The following is a 17,534-nucleotide window of genomic DNA, read 5'->3' on the forward strand; positions in this document are numbered from 1 at the left end:
ACTACTCCTGAATTCAACCAGATTTATTGGCTCTTCAGTATGTAGTAATTTACGCAATGGTTTTTTTGAGGGTTTCCCGGTTCTTCTTCTCCATGGCAAGGAGCAGTTCCTTAATTTCGATCTCGGGAGAGAACCCGCCAATCCCGTTGGCTGCGACAACCCGGTGGCAGGGGATGACGAGCGGGGTGGGATTCCGGGCCATGGCCTGCCCGACTGCACGGGGTGCTGTCCCGACCACCCGGGCAATGTCGCCATACGTGGCAGTCTTCCCGTACGGGATCTCCCGTACGGCGCGGTAGATGCGGCTGTACGGGGTGTCGCCGTGGATCGCGACAGAGGAAAATGCCCTGAGGTCAACGGGCCTTCCCGCACAGTACTGCCGGATCAGGGGCGGGACGCTCCCTTTGATTCCCGTCCGCGAGAACCGGATGCGGCTGACCAGGTTCCCGCTCCAGTACACGTGGACATACCAGAGCCCGAGCCGGCAGGATCCGCTCAGGGTTTCCATTGCGCGAGCACCTCGCGGAACCGGTCATAATCGCAGGCGATTATCTCTTCCTGCATCCAGCCCGGCAGGGCATCCCTGACCTTCTTTTCACAAAACCGCTTCTCCCCGAGTACGAGAACACCCCGGTCCTCCGGGGTCCGCAGCACCCGCCCGAGTGCCTGAAGCGAGCGGTTGACGGCCGGCAGGGTATAGCAGAGGAACTCCCCTTCGGGCCCGAACTTGTGCCGGTAATATTCGATCATCATCTTGCGTACCCGGTTGAATGGCGCAAGCGGGAGGCCGATCACCATGGCGCCCGAGAGCATCTCACCCCGGTAATCAAGCCCCTCGCTCCACTTTCCCCCGGCAACGGCAAACATGACGCCGGATTCGCGCCGCGCCGGCAGCGAGAGGAACTCGGTCAGGGCCGCGCTTGCGCCTGCCGCATCGCGGGGCTCGATGAAGACCTTCTTTCCCCGGATGTCGCGTGCAGTAAGTTCCGCATACGTCTCGAGGATCTGGTAACTGGGGAAGTAAATGGCACGGTTGCCTTTAAGCGAACAGAACGCCCGGATATACCCTGCAATACGGTTCGTATTCTCCTTGTTCTGCCGCATCGAGTAAACGGTCGTGATATCGTTTGCGCAGGCGATGAGCCGGTTCTCCTTCGGGAACGCGTTGGGGAGGGAGAGCGTTGTCACGTTCCCGTTGCCGAAGTAGTATTTTTGGAAGCTCTCTACAGGAGAGAGCGTACCCGAGATCAGGATGGCGCAGGCATGGGAACCGCACACCTCCGAGAGCGAGGCAGCAGGATCAATGCTGCGCACTTCCAGGGTGATGCCGGACTCCTCTTTGCGATACACGGTCAGGAACGCCGGGTCGGTTGCGGAGTTGGAGAGTCGGAGGAGGAACTCAGTCAGGCGCTCGATTGCCGTTTCGCGGAACTCACCCCCCTTGATGTTCTTCTCACGGATGGTCTCGGACAGACCCATGAGGTCGTCCACGATCTCGTCCATATCCTTGTAGAGCGATTCGCGGACGATCATCCGGTCGAAGATCGCGGGATCGAACCAGTCCTCTGCCTCGACCGAGTTCTGGAGGCCCCGGATGAATTCCGTAAGCCGGGGAAGCACGTGCCGTACCGCCTCAGCCCCTTTGTGGCGCCGGGCCATGCCGGAGAGTTCACGCGAAGCCTGTTCGAGGTCGCGCTCCACCATGGTCACGCTCTCGATGCCGGTAATCACGTCACCGCAGTTGTGCGCCTCATCGATCAGGAGAAGGATGTCCTTGTCCTCGACACCAAGGTTTGCATAGAGCTGCTCCCGGATCTGCCGGTCGAAGAGATGGTGGTAATTAAGGATGACCACGTCGGTGTTCTTTGCCGCGTGCATCATCAGCTCATACGGGCAGAGGCTGGAAGAGTATTCGGTAAGGTCCCTCGGGGGGACGGGGTTCTGGATCACGCGGTCGGCCTTGTTGCGCAGTTCCGTTGAGGGAACCATCCGCACACCAACACCCTCTGCGGGGACGAACATTTTACTGTTGATGTAATACGGGCAGAGGAGCGGGTGCTCTTTGTCCATCCTGCGGATCTGCTGGATGATGAACGGATCCTTTGCCGGAATCATCGCCCCTTTCTCAGCCCGGTCCCGCATCAGCGAGTTCGAGAAAGCCTTGACGCCCTCACAGCGCCGGTACACGTCCCCCTCTCCCCCCAGTGGGCACATGCTCTTCTTGCCAACGAGATACACGGTTTTGATCTGCGGGGCTTTCTTCTTCACGAGTTCGAGCTCGCGGATGAAGGTCGTGAGCTGGCTTACTGTGCGGACAGCAATCACAACCTTCCGGCCTTTGCGCTCGGCAAGAAGCGAAGCAACCACGCTCGATTTCCCGGAGCCGGTCGGTGCATCGATCATCGCAATACCGCCATCACGGGCAACCGTGGCCGCAACCTCCAGCATGTGGCGCTGGCCGGGCCGGTACTCGCTGTACGGGAAGAAGGTGTCGATGGTGTTCATTTCTTCAACAATATTGGCTGCCGGAGGTTTTATGGGTGTGGATGCAGCCGCACGGCTGGGGAGAAGGCGTACCTTCCGGTACGGGACGAAAGGAACTGCGGTTTACATCGATCACTTTTAATGAATTGGGGATGACCGGTTCCCGGAATACGATGGATCCGTTCACGGTTGCCTATGCTGCCTATCTTGCCATTATTGCCGCACTTCTCGTCATCGTATCCGGGCTGCTCCGGGACAGGAAGTCCAGGATTCTCCTTCACCTGGTCTGCGGGTGCGTGCTGGCATGCTTTGTCGGGATTGTCAATCCGCAGTTTGAAGATGGCATCGCGGGGCTCCCGTACTACCTGGCCCTCCTTCTCTCTCCTCTGGTACTTCCCCTGTTCATTGCTGCGTCCCTGTTTATTGTCGGGGCGGGGAGACCGTCGCTGCTGAAAACTCCCGCCGTTTTTTTCGGGGCATTCGTATCTGTTCTTCTCTACCTGGAAATTATGCAGTACGGGATCGTTCGTCTCGGGGCGGCTCAGTGGAGGCTGGAACTGTTCATCGGGATCGCGTGCGTCCTGGTTCTGTCGGGCCTGGTATTTTTCATTCTGGACTGGCTGCTCTGCCGGATCTCCGGAGAGCCCACAAGCCGGCAGGAGGCTGCGGGCACGGATGTGGCATGCACCACCATCAGCCGGCAGAAACGGCTGGCGGTGCTTTCAGCCGTGATCCTGCTGGTACTGTGTTCGCCGATGGCCCTCGTCTCATGGATCAGTTATTCAGCGGTGACCTGCGGCGGGTTCGATGTGTACGAGGTCAACGAGTCCGCGGCGAAGCTGTACACGGTCGTTGCGGTTACCGGTGACGACTTCAGCCGCTTCCCCCGCATGAAACCGTTCCTGACGGGAGACCAAGCCGGCGATTCGCGTTGCAGCGAGGGCCTCACTATCGCCGTCCCCGGTACCTGCATCGGGACCGGTACGTATCTCTGCAGCGAGGGGAAGATGGTACGGGAATACGGCAACTCCCTCGGCGGAACCGGAACGGATAGTACACAGCCTGTGATCCTGGAGTACGGCGGGCGGTATTTTTACCTGATGAAGACGTGGGTTACGTGACCGCGCCCGGGCGAATCCTCTCCCTTCTTACGAATCGTACGGCGTTCACCCCGCGGGTACCTGGCGCCATCCGGCTGTTGTGAGTGAGATCGTTTTGGATCGGGACGGGGCTGTCGTATTCCGCCATGCCGGTGTGGGGATGGACGTACGATGACGGGTGCAATCGCCATGCCTGCCGAAAAAATGATTATTGTGTATACACAATAGATCATTCATGGTGACCAAGACCATCAACATCAAGGAATCAGCGTATCACGCACTCAGGGCACACAAGCGGGCCGGTGAGAGTTATTCCGATGTGATCCTCCGTATCACCGAGGGCGAGGAGAAGAGCGTCTGCGATTTTTTGCAGACAATCGATCCCGCGGTCAGGAGCGAGATCGCAGGATTTGTGAAAATGAAAAAGTCCGAGCTTGATCATGTAAGGTCCCGGAAGGATTGCCAGGCAACCCGGCCTAGATTGCATCGTCATTCTCCAGCAGCCACTTCCAGACCGGCCGGATGATGATTGTCCTCCCTTCGACCCGCAGTTCATCATCCTGATCGCTGGTCAGGATCAGGCCACGGTCCAGCCTGAACTCATCCATCGCTTCAGCGAGGCCTCTAATCTCCCGCTCCCGGTTTTCCTCCGTGAATTCATAACAGACCTGGATCGCGCCGGTAATTTTTTTCCGGTCAACGAGGACGAAGTTGCATTCCCGGTTCTTCGTGAAGTAAAAGATCCCGCTTCCCCGCCGCCTCAGTTCGATATAGACGATATTTTCCAAGAGCCTTCCTTTATCCGGTGATAAGGAGAAGCCGCTGATGATACTGAAAGCGGTATCGATACAGTAGATCTTGCGGGGCGAGCCCAGCTGTTTTTTCACCGAGTAGTCGAACCGCGCGAGTTCGAAGAACAGGTATGCCCCGCTGAGATAGGAGATGTACTCCTTGACTGTGATGGCATTCATCAGCCCGAGACTTTTTTTCAGCGAGTTGTACGTAAACGGGAGTGTCATTGTGGATGCAAGGATCCCGACCAGCTCCCTCACCAGTCTCTGCCTGCGGATGGAATATCGTGCAATGATGTCCCGGTACAGGATGTTGTCGTACAGGGTTTTGATATAATCCGTGTCGCGATTTCTGAGGTATTCGGGCATCCCGCCGCATTCCGTGTAGCGCCCAAAAGCCCGGACAATGGTTGCTTTTTCTTCAGCCAGATACAGCGATTCTTTGCGGACTGCGATGCCATGTAACCGGAGATATTCGACAAACGAGAACGGGTAGATCTCAAAGAGTTTGTACCGGCCGGTCAGCCGGGTCCCGAACTCTTTGCTGAGCAGGGCCGCGTTCGACCCGGTGAGGATCACTTTCTTCCCGCTGTCCTGGAGTCTTCGGACAAATGTCTCGAACTTTTCCACGTTCTGGATCTCGTCAAAGAAGTACGTAGAGGACGACCCGTATATTTCCATGAGCACTTCATCGAGGATGGAAAAATCCTCTGCACGGAAACTGAGCAGCCGCTCGTCTTCGAAATTGACATAGCAGTAGTTCTTCTTTGTCTCCATGATTTGTTTTATGAGCGTGGACTTCCCGCATCTCCTGATACCGGCAAGGATGATCACCCGGTTGTCATCCAGTGCGGCGAGGACCAGGGGAAGGATCGAGCGTTCGATAAAATCCCCTGGTTGTTCCATCCGGGCTTTCTGCTGGATGACGAGTTGCCGCAGCAGCTCTTTCGAGACCATACTAATTACTAATTAGCAGAAACGATAAAGGTTACTCATTGGTAATTAGCGGAATGAATTTTGCCGGCGTACCTTATGAGTTCTTCACCCCCTCTTCGTAATCATCGGAATCTTTTGGCAATCCGGGCCCTGTACGAGCCTGGATTGTCCCTCCAGGTACCCCTTCTCTGGTAATATCTGCAAAATCAGGTGCACTTTTGCTCAGTGTTTTCGAAATCCATGTATATTGGTCAATTGTAGGCAAACGGGCGATTTTCCGTGGTTTTGTAAAACGCTTTTGTACGCTTTTGGGAGGCAGAAGTGAGGGGGAGGGGTAGTGCTGTATGGTCCGAATGAAAAGAACGCCTGTTTTCCGGCCAGATTTCGGGCTCCCGAAGTTGCGGGTCACATTACCTGTCACAGGTCAGATACAATCGAAGAATGCTTGCGCATTCTTCTCCTCCTCCAGATCGGAGGTCCTGTCGGACTGTGACGGGTTTTTTGAAGAGGCCGGATCTGCACTATTATTAGAGGGGTTTGGGGGGTTCTACTTTCGGCCAGTATCACTTTCACACCATCAAATCAGCAAGTATATAGATGGTAAAGGTAAATGGAGGATCGTTGAATAATGCAGGGGAGATAATTAGGCACGATAAATTTGTGCAGGAATAATTTTCTTTTTGCAATGGGACGATACGATGATTGAAGCGATACGGGAGATTGGGGAGTATTCTCTTCAAAAAGATCAAATCAGCACGAATGAACCTCAGGGACTTATTGAAATTTTTTGTGAAGACATCCAAGGTCTATCAGAAAAACCTCCACATGTCCTCTCAATAAAAATTGAAAAAACCGGCAACAGTTTTTCTTTCATTGATGTACGTGAAGAAGAAGAGTATTCCAGAAAAAATAACTCGAAATATCTCTACCGGTTTGGCAGTTCACGCGGTACGAATATCACACCGTCATCAAAGGTAACCGAGATTGCTAAAACTTATTCGATAAAAATTAAAAACTGGTTTGGGCAAAAATTTTCCCAAATGCCTTATGTTCTTGAAAATGACGAAATACAATACCTCTCCGAATTAGGAAAATGTCTTGAAGACAACCAATCACAGATTATTGATCAGACACAATCAATCCTGTCGGATATCCGTACAAAAAAGGAATCTGCTTTTATTACCATCGTAATTTCAGAGAATGGCCAACGATATCATCTTGGAGATATCGACCTGTTCCGGAAAACTTTTATTCAAAAAAGCCGGGCGTCACTCTGGCAAAAATACAATACAACATCTGTTGAAAAAGACAAAACCTGTTCTGTATGCCGAAAAAAGAAAGATGAAGTATACGGATTTGCATCAACGTTCAATTTCTATACTGTTGATAAACCCGGTATGGTCTCCGGGGGCTTCGACCAGAGTCTTGCCTGGAAAAATTATCCGGTCTGCCTTGATTGTGCACTCGCTCTGGAACGGGGAAAAAGATATCTCAATGACTTTGGTCATTTTCAGTTCTATGGTTATGATTACTATGTCATCCCCAAACCCCTCCTGAATGAAAATACACTCGTGTATGAAATTCTGAAAGATTTTCATGAAGATGCAGATAAGATCAAACTCACTGATAAGTATCAGTCGCTCATGAGCGATGCAAGGGAAGAAATTCTTAGTACCCTTGCAGAGAAAGAGAACTCATTCCTCTGCAACATTCTCATCTATCAGGAAAATAATAACGAATTCAAGATCCTGCGATATATCGAAGATATCTTCCCCTCACGGTTGAAGCAGTTATTCGATGCAAAAAATGTGATAGACAGTAAACCGGTTTTTCAGGATTTTCAGGTTACGGCTTTTAAAGATCAAAAGAGAATCGGTGAAAGACAATACAAGTTCACCTTTGAAACCCTCCGATATTTCTTCGGCAGGAATGCCGATGCGTATTTCTTTGACATTGTTGGTCGTATTTTTTCCGGAAAAGAAGTAAGCTGTCCGTTCATCCTTTCGGAGATTGTACGAAAGATACGGGACCAGCACAATCACGGCATTCCAACAAAGGAAACAACATTCAGGGGCATGGCATTGCTTGCGTATCTGGACGAGCTGGAGTTATTCGGAAAACATAAGGATGGAAGGATTATGACAACGTTACCAAAAAGTATTGTTATTGACGGATCTTCAGAAACAAAAAAGAAAGCCGAGGAGATCTTTGATGAGTTCCCGGCATTTTTTGACTCGGCTGCGAAACGTACAGTATTTTTAGAAGGAGTACTGTGTCAGAAACTGTTGGGCATTCAGCATCATGAACGGGGTGCTACGCCTTTCAGGACAAAGCTTCAGGGGCTCAGACTGGATCAGAAAATGATTCAGGCATTATTACCTCAAATCCAGAATAAACTCGAAGAGTACAAGGCGAATTATTACCGGGATCTTGAGCAGATGATATCGGCCTCAATGATCGAAGCCGGAAAAGACTGGAGACTATCGAAAGATGAAATTGCATTCTACTTTGTTCTGGGTATGAACCTTGCCAGCCAGTTTACGACTAAAAAACAGGAAGATGAAGGAGATAAAAAATGAGTGAAACTGTATCAAAACGTTCGGAACTCTTGTTCTTGTATGATGTGAAGGATATCAATCCCAATGGGGATCCGCTTGACGAGAACAAGCCCCGTATCGATGAAGAGACGATGGAAAACCTTGTCAGCGATGTCCGGCTGAAACGTACCGTACGGGATTATCTCCATGATTGCAAGGGGATGGATATTTTCATCCGTGGGTATCGTGACGATGATGGATTGCTCAAAGGCAAGAAAACTGTTCTGGATGAAAACAAGATCTCAAATGCCGATGATCTGATAAAAAAATACATCGACATGCGCCTGTTCGGTGCGACCGCAGCCATCTCAAAAAAGGGCGCAAAGGGATCCAAGAAATCTGAAAAAGAAGAGGGTGATGGTGAACAGAAAAACGAGAAGAACATTATCCTGACCGGTCCGGTTCAGTTCCGGATTGGCCGGTCCCTGCACCGGGTAAAATTGTCTTTTATCAAGGGAACTACGGTCATGCCTTCCCAAGAAAAGGGGAAAGCACAAGGAACCTTCACTGAACAGTATGTCCTTCCCTATTCGCTCATCGGATTCTATGGGATCGTCAACGAAAACGCCGCGAAGACAACCAAGCTCACTGATGATGACGTGAAATGCCTGGTTGACGGCCTCTGGAACGGGACGAAGAACCTGATCTCCCGATCGAAAGTCGGCCAGATGCCCCGGCTTCTGATCAACGTGATCTACAAGGAGAAGAATTTCCATATCGGCGATCTTAACGCATTGATCAAGAAAGGGAAAACAGACGTTTCCGATGAGGAGATCCGTGATATAACCCAGATACCACTGGAAATTTCAGCACTCATCGACACGCTTTCTGCAAACGCTGCAAAGATCGATCATATCGATTATTGTATCGATCCGCATGTTCGTGTCACGGTCAATGAAAAATCGATCAATCTTGAAGAGGCCCTGAAATCTGCCAAGTGCCCGGTGAAACAACTCACGCTCTGATCAACATGGATAAAGTACTGGTCTTCGATGTGTGGAGTGAATATGCCTACTTCCGGAAATTCTTTACCACTACGTCACCCCTCACATTTTCATTGCCTCCACGAACCGCCCTGTGTGGACTGATGGGTGCAATCCTTGGTTTGTCAAAAGATACCTACCTTAAAAAATTCCCAAAAAAAGATGCACGTTTCGCAATACGGTTGTTAAATCCGGTGAAAAAAATCCGGTTTTCAGAAAACCTCATTGATACAGAATCCGTGAGCACGATGAACATCATCAAACAGCATACGCGGATACAATTCGAATTCCTGAAGGATGCGAAATACCGGATATATTTCTCGCATTCGGATCCCGGAGTCTATTCCTCGGCTCTGGAGATGATCTCCGGCCATAAATGCGTTTATACTCCCTGCCTGGGAATCACCGAGCACATCGCAAACTTTGGGTTCATTGATGAATATCATCTCGACAGGAGGGAAAATCCTGACGAAGTCATGCTAGACTCTGTCATTCCTAAGGATCAGATTCGGGAGATCCAGTTTGAAACAGGCAAGGAATACATGTCCGAAACCTTACCGAATGAGATGGCCGAGGACCGGACCGTGAACGAATACCAGCAGTTCATGTTTGAGCGGAACTGCAAACCGATCTCCGTGAAGGTTAATCATTTCTATGAGCTTGGGAACCATGAACGAATCCTCTTCATGTGATCTTTTTTCCCATCCCGGAAAAAAACTCCAGGACCATATTTCAGCAGTTGCAGATTATTGTGAAAGAACGCATAAAACCGCCAGGCCGGATTTTTCTGCACTAGGGTATTCTCCCGATGTCCTTGCGGTTTTTTCCCGGACACTGGGTATTTGTCATGATTTTGGGAAAGCCACATCATATTTTCAGGAGTATCTGTTTGCAGATGATAAACAGAAAGCAATCCTGAAAGCCCGGCCGGAAACGCACCACGGGCTTGTCTCTGCGATTTTCACTTACTATTGCCTCCGTGAATTATTGAAAAACGATACCGGTGATATAGATTCATTGTTACCGTTTATCGGATTCATCCTTGTAAGAAGACATCATGGAAACCTGATAAATTTTTACGATGAAATTGCTGATGTACGAAAACCCGAGACAACAGCTTTAATCAAACGCCAGTGCGATGCGATCAACAAAAACGATCTCAGATCTGCGTATCATAATTTAATCTCAAATGAAATTCTCGATTCCTTTTTCCCGGAGATCGATAGAACAATTACAGCAATCGTTCATGACGGGAATAAATTCTCCCTGAAGCCCAAACTGGAAAAGACAACCCCCGCTCCAGCGATGGAGGTATTCACCCTATTTTATTTCTCAATTCTCCTTGATGGGGATAAGCGAGATGCAGCAGGTATTCCGGCAGATCAACATGAGCGAACGATAAGCCCGGATATTGTTGATCTCTACCGGAATGCGAAGGGTTTTACCAGTTCTCAAACCGCCATGAATAAGATTCGAAATGAGATCTACGCCGATGTGATCTCAAAAATTCCATCGCTTGAACTTCATCAGAAAATATACTCGCTCAACGTACCGACGGGGACTGGAAAAACATTGACTTCTGTCTCGTTCGCACTGAAGTTACGGGAGAGAATTGCCAGGGAAACCGGTGCGTCATCAAGGATTATCTATTGCCTTCCCTTCATGAGTATCATCGACCAGAATTTTGATGTCATTTCATCAGTGTTCTCGCAATCCCCCGGCTCTGAAATACCCTCGGATATACTTCTCAAGCATCACCATCTCGCTGATTTGACTTACACATCGTCTGACGAGGAGGATTATGATGAAGATGAGTCCCGATTGCTGATAGAGGGATGGCATTCTGAATTTATTATAACAACTTTTGTCCAGTTCTTCCACACAATTATCTCCAACAAGAACCGGGCGGTACGGAAATTCCACACGATAGCCAATGCAATAATCATTCTTGACGAAGTCCAGTCGATTCCTCATCATTACTGGCTTTTATTCCATGATGTGCTCCAGACACTCGCCCGGTGCCTGAATATCCGGGTGGTATTCGTAACCGCTACACAGCCATTGATCTTCGATGAGAGGAAAGAAGGAGAGATTAAAGAACTTGCATCGAAGAAAAGAGATTATTTCTCTCAACTGGACCGGGTGGTTCTTACATTTAATGCTGAACCCTGCCCGATTCAAGTTTTTATCCCGGAAATCCAGAGCAGGATAAAGAACGAGTCCGAAAAAGATTTCCTGATCGTTCTTAACACCATCAAATCCGCAGAAAAAGTATACACCGAATTAGCTTTGAATCCGGCATCTGATACAGAATATACATTCTTATCGACTCACCTCATCCCTCAAGAGAGACTAAATAGGATCCGGGATATCCGCGATCCCGACAATAAATCCCGGAAAATTATCGTGAGTACGCAACTGATCGAAGCGGGTGTCGATATCGATGTCGATATCGTTTACCGGGACATGGCACCTCTCGACTCGATCAATCAGGTTGCCGGACGGTGTAACCGAAATAATTCTCAGGAGAAGCGAGGCGAGGTGCAGGTTATCACACTGACAGATAATGGGAAAAATTACTCTTCGTGGATCTATTCCCCATTCCTTCTGGGGACAACCCGGAAGATTTTCGAAGAAAAAAGAACAGTGAATGAACAGGAATTCCTTTCTTTGAACGACCGGTATTTCCGCCTAGTGAACGAATTACACTCGGATGATGAAGCAGAGAAATGTCTCGATATGATCCGGTATCTCAAATATGGTGATCTTCACGATACATTCCATCTAATCCAGAATGATTACCCAAAGATGGATGTCTTTGTCGAATGCGATACGGAGGCACAGAAATTGTGGCAGCAGTTCAAGGAGACAAAATCCAAACCCCTGCTGGAACGAAGAAAAGAATTCCAGAAGATCAAGCGGAAGTTTCTTGATTACGTCATATCCGTTCCTGAAAAAGATGCAAAACGATTATTCCAAAACGATCTTGGAATTGGATATATCAGCAAGGATGAATTGAAAATCTGGTATGATCAGAAAACTGGGTTCATTCCTGCTGATGGCGGAACAGTGATTATATGATCCTCCACACCTTCACCCTGACCCTCGGCTCCACGCGCCCCATCCACGGCTCCGCCCACGAACTCCGGGGTTTCTTCGCCACCAAATTCAACGAATACGCGGAGCTCCACCAGCACAACGCGGACAAATTCATCTACCGTTACCCGGTTGTGCAGTACAAGATGATCGGTAACGTCCCAACAGTAGTAGGAATCAACGAAGGCGCAGAAGTCCTCAAACAGATCTTCGATGAATACCAGGAAATCCGGCTTGGGGAGAACACCTACCAGATCGTGGAACGCGGGATCTCGCTGAAGGATGAAGAGTTCGGGATCTCGGATAAAATCCACTCGTATGAGTTCGCGACCCCGTGGCTCGCGCTGAACCAGGAGAACTACCGGAAGTTCTACACCCTCAAGGGGAAGCCGGAGCGCGATGAATTTATGCGGAAGATCCTGACCGGCAACATTCTCTCGATGGCAAAATCGCTCAACTACGATGTGCCCGGCCAAATCAAGTGTGACGCACAGGTGCACTTCCGCAAGGACCGGCTCAAGGATGTCAGCGTCATGGTTTTTACCGGGAAATTCCAGGCAAATTTCCTGATCCCGGACCTGCTTGGCATCGGCAAATCCGTCTCGCGCGGGTTCGGTGCAGTAAGGCAACTGAAAGGAGAGTATGGAGGCGACAGCGCATGCAGCTCGTCATCAACACACGGGGATCGTACCTGAAGAAATCCAACAACTGTTTTCTCGTGAAGAACGATGAGAAGACCTTCGAGGTCTCGGCCGACAAGGTTGACAGCATCCTCATCACCACGTCCGCAACGATCACCACCGATGCGATCCAGTTCGCCATCGAGCACAACATCGACATCATCTTTCTCGATTATCACGGCAACCCGTACGGGCGCGTGTGGCATTCAAAACTCGGGAGCACCACACTCATCCGCCGCCGCCAGCTTGAAGCGGCGAACGAGGATACCGGCTTTTACCTCGCACGCGAATGGATAGCAAAGAAGATCGAGGACCAGGTCGATCTGCTCAAAGACCTGAAGAAGAACCGGCCCGAACAGAAAGAACCGCTCGAACAGTACATCACCCGGCTTGAAGTCCTGCTCGTATCGCTGAAGGAAATGAAAGGAACGCTTGATTTCAAACGCGGATCAATCATGGGCATCGAGGGCATGGCCTCGCAGGCATATTTCGACGCGATCAGCAGTATCATGCCAGAGAAATGGAAGTTCAAGGGCCGGAGCCGGGACCCGGCGCGCGACGGGTTCAACTGCCTGCTGAATTACGGGTACGGGGTTCTTTACTCGCAGGTCGAACGCTCCTGTATCATCGCGGGACTCGATCCGTATGTCGGATTCCTGCACACAGATAACTACAACAAGCGGTCGTTCGTTTTCGATCTTATCGAATTATTCCGGGCCAACATCGACCGGACTGTCGTGAACCTCTTCATGAAGCGGCAGGTCTCGGAGGGGTATTTCGATCCAGTTCCCCACGGCCTGTATCTTAACAGGGAGGGAAAGGCGGCCCTCATCGGCGCGATCAACGAGATGTTCGACAAGGAGATCGAATACCGTGGACGAAATATCAAGACGAGGAATACCATTCAGATGGAGTGCCACCATATTGCAAACAAACTGATCAAATAGGTGACGGCACATGACGATGGTCTGGGTGGTGTACGATATTGGGAAAACGACAACGCGGAACCATGTGGTCCGCATCTGCCTGAACAAAGGCCTGTACCGGGTCCAGAAGAGCGTGTTCCTCGGGAACCTGAATTCCAATGAACGCGACTCCCTCGCGCTGGAATGCGAACAGGAGATCGATCCGGAAGTTGATTCCGTATACGTATTCCCGATGGACGATGCCTCGTTCAAGAAGGTGAAACTGCTCGGCCAGGCTTTCGACAAGAAACTGGTGAGCGACGAACTCCTGACGAAGTTTTTCTGATCATGCCTTCCGAAAGCGAAACCATCATCACGATCTCCGATGTGCTCGAATACCTGTTCTGTCCCCGGTTCATTTATTACATGCACTGCCTCGATATCCCCCAGCATGAGGAGAAACGGTTCAAGGTGATGAAAGGGCGCGAGGTTCACGAAGAGAAGATGATTACAAATCCTGATTACCTGAGGAAGAAACTCGGGGTAGTCCAAAAAGAGATTAACGTGTTCATCGCATCCAAGCAGAATCATATCAAAGGAATTGTCGATGAAGTCCTCTTCCTTGATGATGGAACGGCCGCCCCGTTCGAATACAAATTTGCTGAGTTCAAGGACACGATCTTCAAGACCTACAAGTATCAGCTCGTCCTTCACGCCATGATGATCCGGGAGAATTACCATTGCGATGTGAAACGGGGATTCATCTGCTTTACACGGAGCAATCACCACATTGAAACTATCGAATTCACCGGGCAGGATTTCGAGCGGGGTCGAGAGATCATCGGGGAGATCCTTGAGATCATCGACAAAGGATTTTATCCGAACAAGGGTAAATACAAAAACAAGTGCATCGACTGTTGTTATGCAACAATCTGCACCTGATTCTTATCTTTAAATAGGAATCGATAATTCCGCAGGAAGAAATTCATGCAGGAATTTTAAGTGATTTGGTCGCGATTCAGCGGAAAATACGCAAAATTTCGCGGCCTTCGAGCGAAACATCCACGAGAACAAGGATTGAAACGAAAATATTCCTTTCTAATAGACGGCGTAACAACAACTTCGAGCGAAACATCCACGAGAACAAGGATTGAAACTCGTGATCTCCCTGGTTATCGGGTTTCTGGCCGGTCTTCGAGCGAAACATCCACGAGAACAAGGATTGAAACTTATGGCGGTGTTCTGATGGCGGGATCTGCCGTTTCTTCGAGCGAAACATCCACGAGAACAAGGATTGAAACTCGATCACGACCTGACTGATTACCAGTTCTTCATTGACTTCGAGCGAAACATCCACGAGAACAAGGATTGAAACCATCCAGCCGGGCGGAATTAACATAATCAGTTTAAGCTTCGAGCGAAACATCCACGAGAACAAGGATTGAAACCCTGGCGCAATCGGTTCTTCCGATCGAGCCTAAGCTTCGAGCGAAACATCCACGAGAACAAGGATTGAAACCCCACCACATCGAGCACCGGTAATCGCGGCTCTTTCTTCGAGCGAAACATCCACGAGAACAAGGATTGAAACCCCATAGAACAGCCTGATACAATATTAGCGCTGTCTCTTCGAGCGAAACATCCACGAGAACAAGGATTGAAACCCGAGAACGGGCGCGGGTATGATCTCGTAAGTGATGCTTCGAGCGAAACATCCACGAGAACAAGGATTGAAACCAATTATGCATCAACCACCGTCTATAATCAAGCCACTTCGAGCGAAACATCCACGAGAACAAGGATTGAAACATTCCTTCGATAATTCACCGCTTATCTTCCTTGTACTTCGAGCGAAACATCCACGAGAACAAGGATTGAAACATACGGCATCCGTTAAAGCCCTAATCGTGCAAGTATCTTCGAGCGAAACATCCACGAGAACAAGGATTGAAACCCGTAATCTCATTGTTATAGCCTCGTATCGTCTATACTTCGAGCGAAACATCCACGAGAACAAGGATTGAAACCCAGATAGCCGGTAAAATTCGGACGCGGGGTATGCACTTCGAGCGAAACATCCACGAGAACAAGGATTGAAACTAATATATGAAACGTCCGGCCAACCAGGGCCGCAACTTCGAGCGAAACATCCACGAGAACAAGGATTGAAACTCCGGATGCGTAATCGTAAGCAGCCTGGGCCTGTCTGCTTCGAGCGAAACATCCACGAGAACAAGGATTGAAACCTGCGAATTTTGTCGGGACCGCGGATCCCGCCACCGCTTCGAGCGAAACATCCACGAGAACAAGGATTGAAACATATTCCAGATTTTCCCCTCGATCAGGTACAGGACCCTTCGAGCGAAACATCCACGAGAACAAGGATTGAAACCGGAGGTATTGGCCGTAGTGGCAGTCTTCATGATGCCTTCGAGCGAAACATCCACGAGAACAAGGATTGAAACCGGTACTGGTGGATATGCCCGGTTCGTTTATCGCTCCTTCGAGCGAAACATCCACGAGAACAAGGATTGAAACCGGCTGGGTGTTCGACAAGAAGGCCATCTCGCCTGTCTTCGAGCGAAACATCCACGAGAACAAGGATTGAAACTGCACGAGGACGGGGCATACCTGTCTCTGGTCGTGGCTTCGAGCGAAACATCCACGAGAACAAGGATTGAAACCCGTAACCGCCCATAATCACGATACTGTCATCGGGAAGACTTCGAGCGAAACATCCACGAGAACAAGGATTGAAACCCATGATTCACCTCCTAATTTATCATTGTTCCAAATCTTCGAGCGAAACATCCACGAGAACAAGGATTGAAACCAGTTGGTCCCTCCCCACAGTATAATTGTATCTGACTTCGAGCGAAACATCCACGAGAACAAGGATTGAAACAGCAGTCCGGGACTCTGACCACCCATAAGGACAATCTTCGAGCGAAACATCCACGAGAACAAGGATTGAAACACCGTCCATTTCGTGAGGTTCTCGGCGTGGATATCGTCTTCGAGCGAAACATCCACGAGAACAAGGATTGAAACCCTGGTCAAAGGGGATATTGTCAAAGACCAGGGCCGCTTCGAGCGAAACATCCACGAGAACAAGGATTGAAACCCCTTTTACACTTGTTCCTGGGTGCTGCCTTCATCTCCTTCGAGCGAAACATCCACGAGAACAAGGATTGAAACTCACCTATTCAATAAATATACTGCAAGCACTAAACCTTCGAGCGAAACATCCACGAGAACAAGGATTGAAACTTTGTATTCACATAAACCGCGTAAATCAAAATGGACTTCGAGCGAAACATCCACGAGAACAAGGATTGAAACCAGAGCGTGGTCTCTTTTGTCAGGTTGATCGTCTTCTTCGAGCGAAACATCCACGAGAACAAGGATTGAAACCCTGGGTAAGCATGGAGCCCGTCATCGCACCCCGGCTTCGAGCGAAACATCCACGAGAACAAGGATTGAAACTTAGTCCTCCGCAGACCGTGCGTGGCATTGACACCAGCTTCGAGCGAAACATCCACGAGAACAAGGATTGAAACTATAGGTGTCCGTAGCGTTTCATTTTGGTCGGTTCTCTTCGAGCGAAACATCCACGAGAACAAGGATTGAAACTATAGGTGTCCGTAGCGTTTCATTTTGGTCGGTTCTTCTTCGAGCGAAACATCCACGAGAACAAGGATTGAAACTTCATGGATCTCAATGAATCAATTCTATCAGTCAGCTTCGAGCGAAACATCCACGAGAACAAGGATTGAAACCTGAGGAGGTCGTTCTGATGGGCGAGGACCTCGTTTCTTCGAGCGAAACATCCACGAGAACAAGGATTGAAACTCCGGTCGAGCCGGCGCTGTGCCATTGCGACATACTCTTCGAGCGAAACATCCACGAGAACAAGGATTGAAACAACGCAACAACGTTGACCGCGTTGAGCATGCCACGCT

Annotated in this window: 13 protein-coding genes and 1 CRISPR repeat array (1 of these 14 cut by a window edge); of the genes, 10 read left to right on the top strand and 3 right to left on the bottom strand. The window is 49.7% G+C overall.

Annotation, left to right across the window (positions count from 1 at the left end; all coding sequences use genetic code 11):
- Positions 1–49: 49 nt before the first annotated feature.
- Positions 50–508 carry a methylated-DNA--[protein]-cysteine S-methyltransferase gene (locus tag PHF39_RS01370; protein ID WP_300219402.1) on the bottom strand — a complete coding sequence of 153 codons (459 nt, stop codon included), beginning with the start codon at positions 506–508 and terminating at the stop codon, positions 50–52.
- A complete protein-coding gene (locus tag PHF39_RS01375; RefSeq protein WP_300219404.1) occupies positions 496–2,505 on the bottom strand; it encodes an ATP-dependent DNA helicase in 2,010 nt (669 codons plus the stop codon). The genes PHF39_RS01370 and PHF39_RS01375 overlap by 13 nt, the downstream gene beginning before the upstream one ends.
- A 152-nt stretch (positions 2,506–2,657) precedes the next feature.
- Between PHF39_RS01375 and PHF39_RS01380 the strand changes: the two genes are divergently transcribed.
- Together PHF39_RS01380 and PHF39_RS01385 are read left to right on the top strand one after the other, a co-directional pair.
- On the top strand, positions 2,658–3,605 hold the full coding sequence (locus PHF39_RS01380; protein ID WP_300219406.1) for a hypothetical protein: 948 nt from the start codon (positions 2,658–2,660) through the stop codon (positions 3,603–3,605).
- A gap of 214 nt (positions 3,606–3,819) precedes the next feature.
- Positions 3,820–4,110: an antitoxin VapB family protein gene (locus PHF39_RS01385; RefSeq protein ID WP_300219408.1), complete on the top strand. Its 291-nt coding sequence runs from the start codon at positions 3,820–3,822 to the stop codon at positions 4,108–4,110.
- Here the strand turns inward: PHF39_RS01385 and PHF39_RS01390 are convergent.
- A complete protein-coding gene (locus tag PHF39_RS01390) occupies positions 4,061–5,332 on the bottom strand; it encodes an ATP-binding protein (protein ID WP_300219410.1) in 1,272 nt (423 codons plus the stop codon). The genes PHF39_RS01385 and PHF39_RS01390 overlap by 50 nt on opposite strands.
- Before the next feature lie 677 nt (positions 5,333–6,009).
- On the opposite strand from PHF39_RS01390, the gene PHF39_RS01395 reads away from it, so the two are divergent.
- From PHF39_RS01395 to cas4, 8 genes are read left to right on the top strand one after another with little or no spacing between them, the layout of a single operon-like run.
- Positions 6,010–7,890: a TIGR02556 family CRISPR-associated protein gene (locus PHF39_RS01395; RefSeq protein WP_300219412.1), complete on the top strand. Its 1,881-nt coding sequence runs from the start codon at positions 6,010–6,012 to the stop codon at positions 7,888–7,890.
- Positions 7,887–8,873, top strand: a complete 987-nt coding sequence (cas7b, locus tag PHF39_RS01400; RefSeq protein WP_300219414.1) for a type I-B CRISPR-associated protein Cas7/Csh2 — start codon at positions 7,887–7,889, stop codon at positions 8,871–8,873. Before PHF39_RS01395 ends, cas7b begins: the two co-directional genes overlap by 4 nt.
- 5 nt (positions 8,874–8,878) lie before the next feature.
- A complete protein-coding gene (gene cas5b / locus PHF39_RS01405) occupies positions 8,879–9,583 on the top strand; it encodes a type I-B CRISPR-associated protein Cas5b (protein WP_300219416.1) in 705 nt (234 codons plus the stop codon).
- On the top strand, positions 9,561–11,972 hold the full coding sequence (cas3, locus tag PHF39_RS01410) for a CRISPR-associated helicase Cas3' (RefSeq protein WP_300219417.1): 2,412 nt from the start codon (positions 9,561–9,563) through the stop codon (positions 11,970–11,972). Before cas5b ends, cas3 begins: the two co-directional genes overlap by 23 nt.
- On the top strand, positions 11,969–12,682 hold the full coding sequence (locus PHF39_RS01415) for a CRISPR-associated endonuclease Cas6 (protein WP_300219419.1): 714 nt from the start codon (positions 11,969–11,971) through the stop codon (positions 12,680–12,682). The genes cas3 and PHF39_RS01415 overlap by 4 nt, the downstream gene beginning before the upstream one ends.
- Positions 12,646–13,614: a CRISPR-associated endonuclease Cas1 gene (gene cas1, locus PHF39_RS01420; RefSeq protein WP_015286118.1), complete on the top strand. Its 969-nt coding sequence runs from the start codon at positions 12,646–12,648 to the stop codon at positions 13,612–13,614. Before PHF39_RS01415 ends, cas1 begins: the two co-directional genes overlap by 37 nt.
- Positions 13,615–13,624: 10 nt before the next feature.
- Positions 13,625–13,918: a CRISPR-associated endonuclease Cas2 gene (cas2, locus tag PHF39_RS01425; RefSeq protein WP_300219422.1), complete on the top strand. Its 294-nt coding sequence runs from the start codon at positions 13,625–13,627 to the stop codon at positions 13,916–13,918.
- Between the two features lie 2 nt (positions 13,919–13,920).
- The gene (gene cas4 / locus PHF39_RS01430; RefSeq protein ID WP_300219424.1) at positions 13,921–14,514 is read left to right on the top strand and encodes a CRISPR-associated protein Cas4; all 594 of its coding nucleotides are present in this window, start codon (positions 13,921–13,923) and stop codon (positions 14,512–14,514) included.
- A 105-nt stretch (positions 14,515–14,619) separates the two neighbouring features.
- A CRISPR array of direct repeats spans positions 14,620–17,534; the repeat unit is 37 nt; unit sequence CTTCGAGCGAAACATCCACGAGAACAAGGATTGAAAC; it runs 471 nt beyond the window's last position.

This window comes from Methanoregula sp. (assembly GCF_028712425.1).
GTDB lineage: Archaea > Halobacteriota > Methanomicrobia > Methanomicrobiales > Methanospirillaceae > Methanoregula.

Bases quoted from the DNA above. Each gene is read 5' to 3' on its own strand.
- PHF39_RS01415 (WP_300219419.1), top strand. From the start codon at position 11,969: ATGATCCTCCACACCTTCACCCTGACCCTCGGCTCCACGCGCCCCATC.
- cas1 (WP_015286118.1), top strand. From the start codon at position 12,646: ATGCAGCTCGTCATCAACACACGGGGATCGTACCTGAAGAAATCCAAC.
- PHF39_RS01390 (WP_300219410.1), bottom strand. From the start codon at position 5,332: ATGGTCTCGAAAGAGCTGCTGCGGCAACTCGTCATCCAGCAGAAAGCC.
- PHF39_RS01370 (WP_300219402.1), bottom strand. From the start codon at position 508: ATGGAAACCCTGAGCGGATCCTGCCGGCTCGGGCTCTGGTATGTCCAC.
- cas2 (WP_300219422.1), top strand. From the start codon at position 13,625: ATGACGATGGTCTGGGTGGTGTACGATATTGGGAAAACGACAACGCGG.
- PHF39_RS01375 (WP_300219404.1), bottom strand. From the start codon at position 2,505: ATGAACACCATCGACACCTTCTTCCCGTACAGCGAGTACCGGCCCGGC.
- PHF39_RS01380 (WP_300219406.1), top strand. From the start codon at position 2,658: ATGGATCCGTTCACGGTTGCCTATGCTGCCTATCTTGCCATTATTGCC.
- cas3 (WP_300219417.1), top strand. From the start codon at position 9,561: ATGAACGAATCCTCTTCATGTGATCTTTTTTCCCATCCCGGAAAAAAA.
- PHF39_RS01395 (WP_300219412.1), top strand. From the start codon at position 6,010: ATGATTGAAGCGATACGGGAGATTGGGGAGTATTCTCTTCAAAAAGAT.
- PHF39_RS01385 (WP_300219408.1), top strand. From the start codon at position 3,820: ATGGTGACCAAGACCATCAACATCAAGGAATCAGCGTATCACGCACTC.
- cas5b (WP_300219416.1), top strand. From the start codon at position 8,879: ATGGATAAAGTACTGGTCTTCGATGTGTGGAGTGAATATGCCTACTTC.
- cas7b (WP_300219414.1), top strand. From the start codon at position 7,887: ATGAGTGAAACTGTATCAAAACGTTCGGAACTCTTGTTCTTGTATGAT.
- cas4 (WP_300219424.1), top strand. From the start codon at position 13,921: ATGCCTTCCGAAAGCGAAACCATCATCACGATCTCCGATGTGCTCGAA.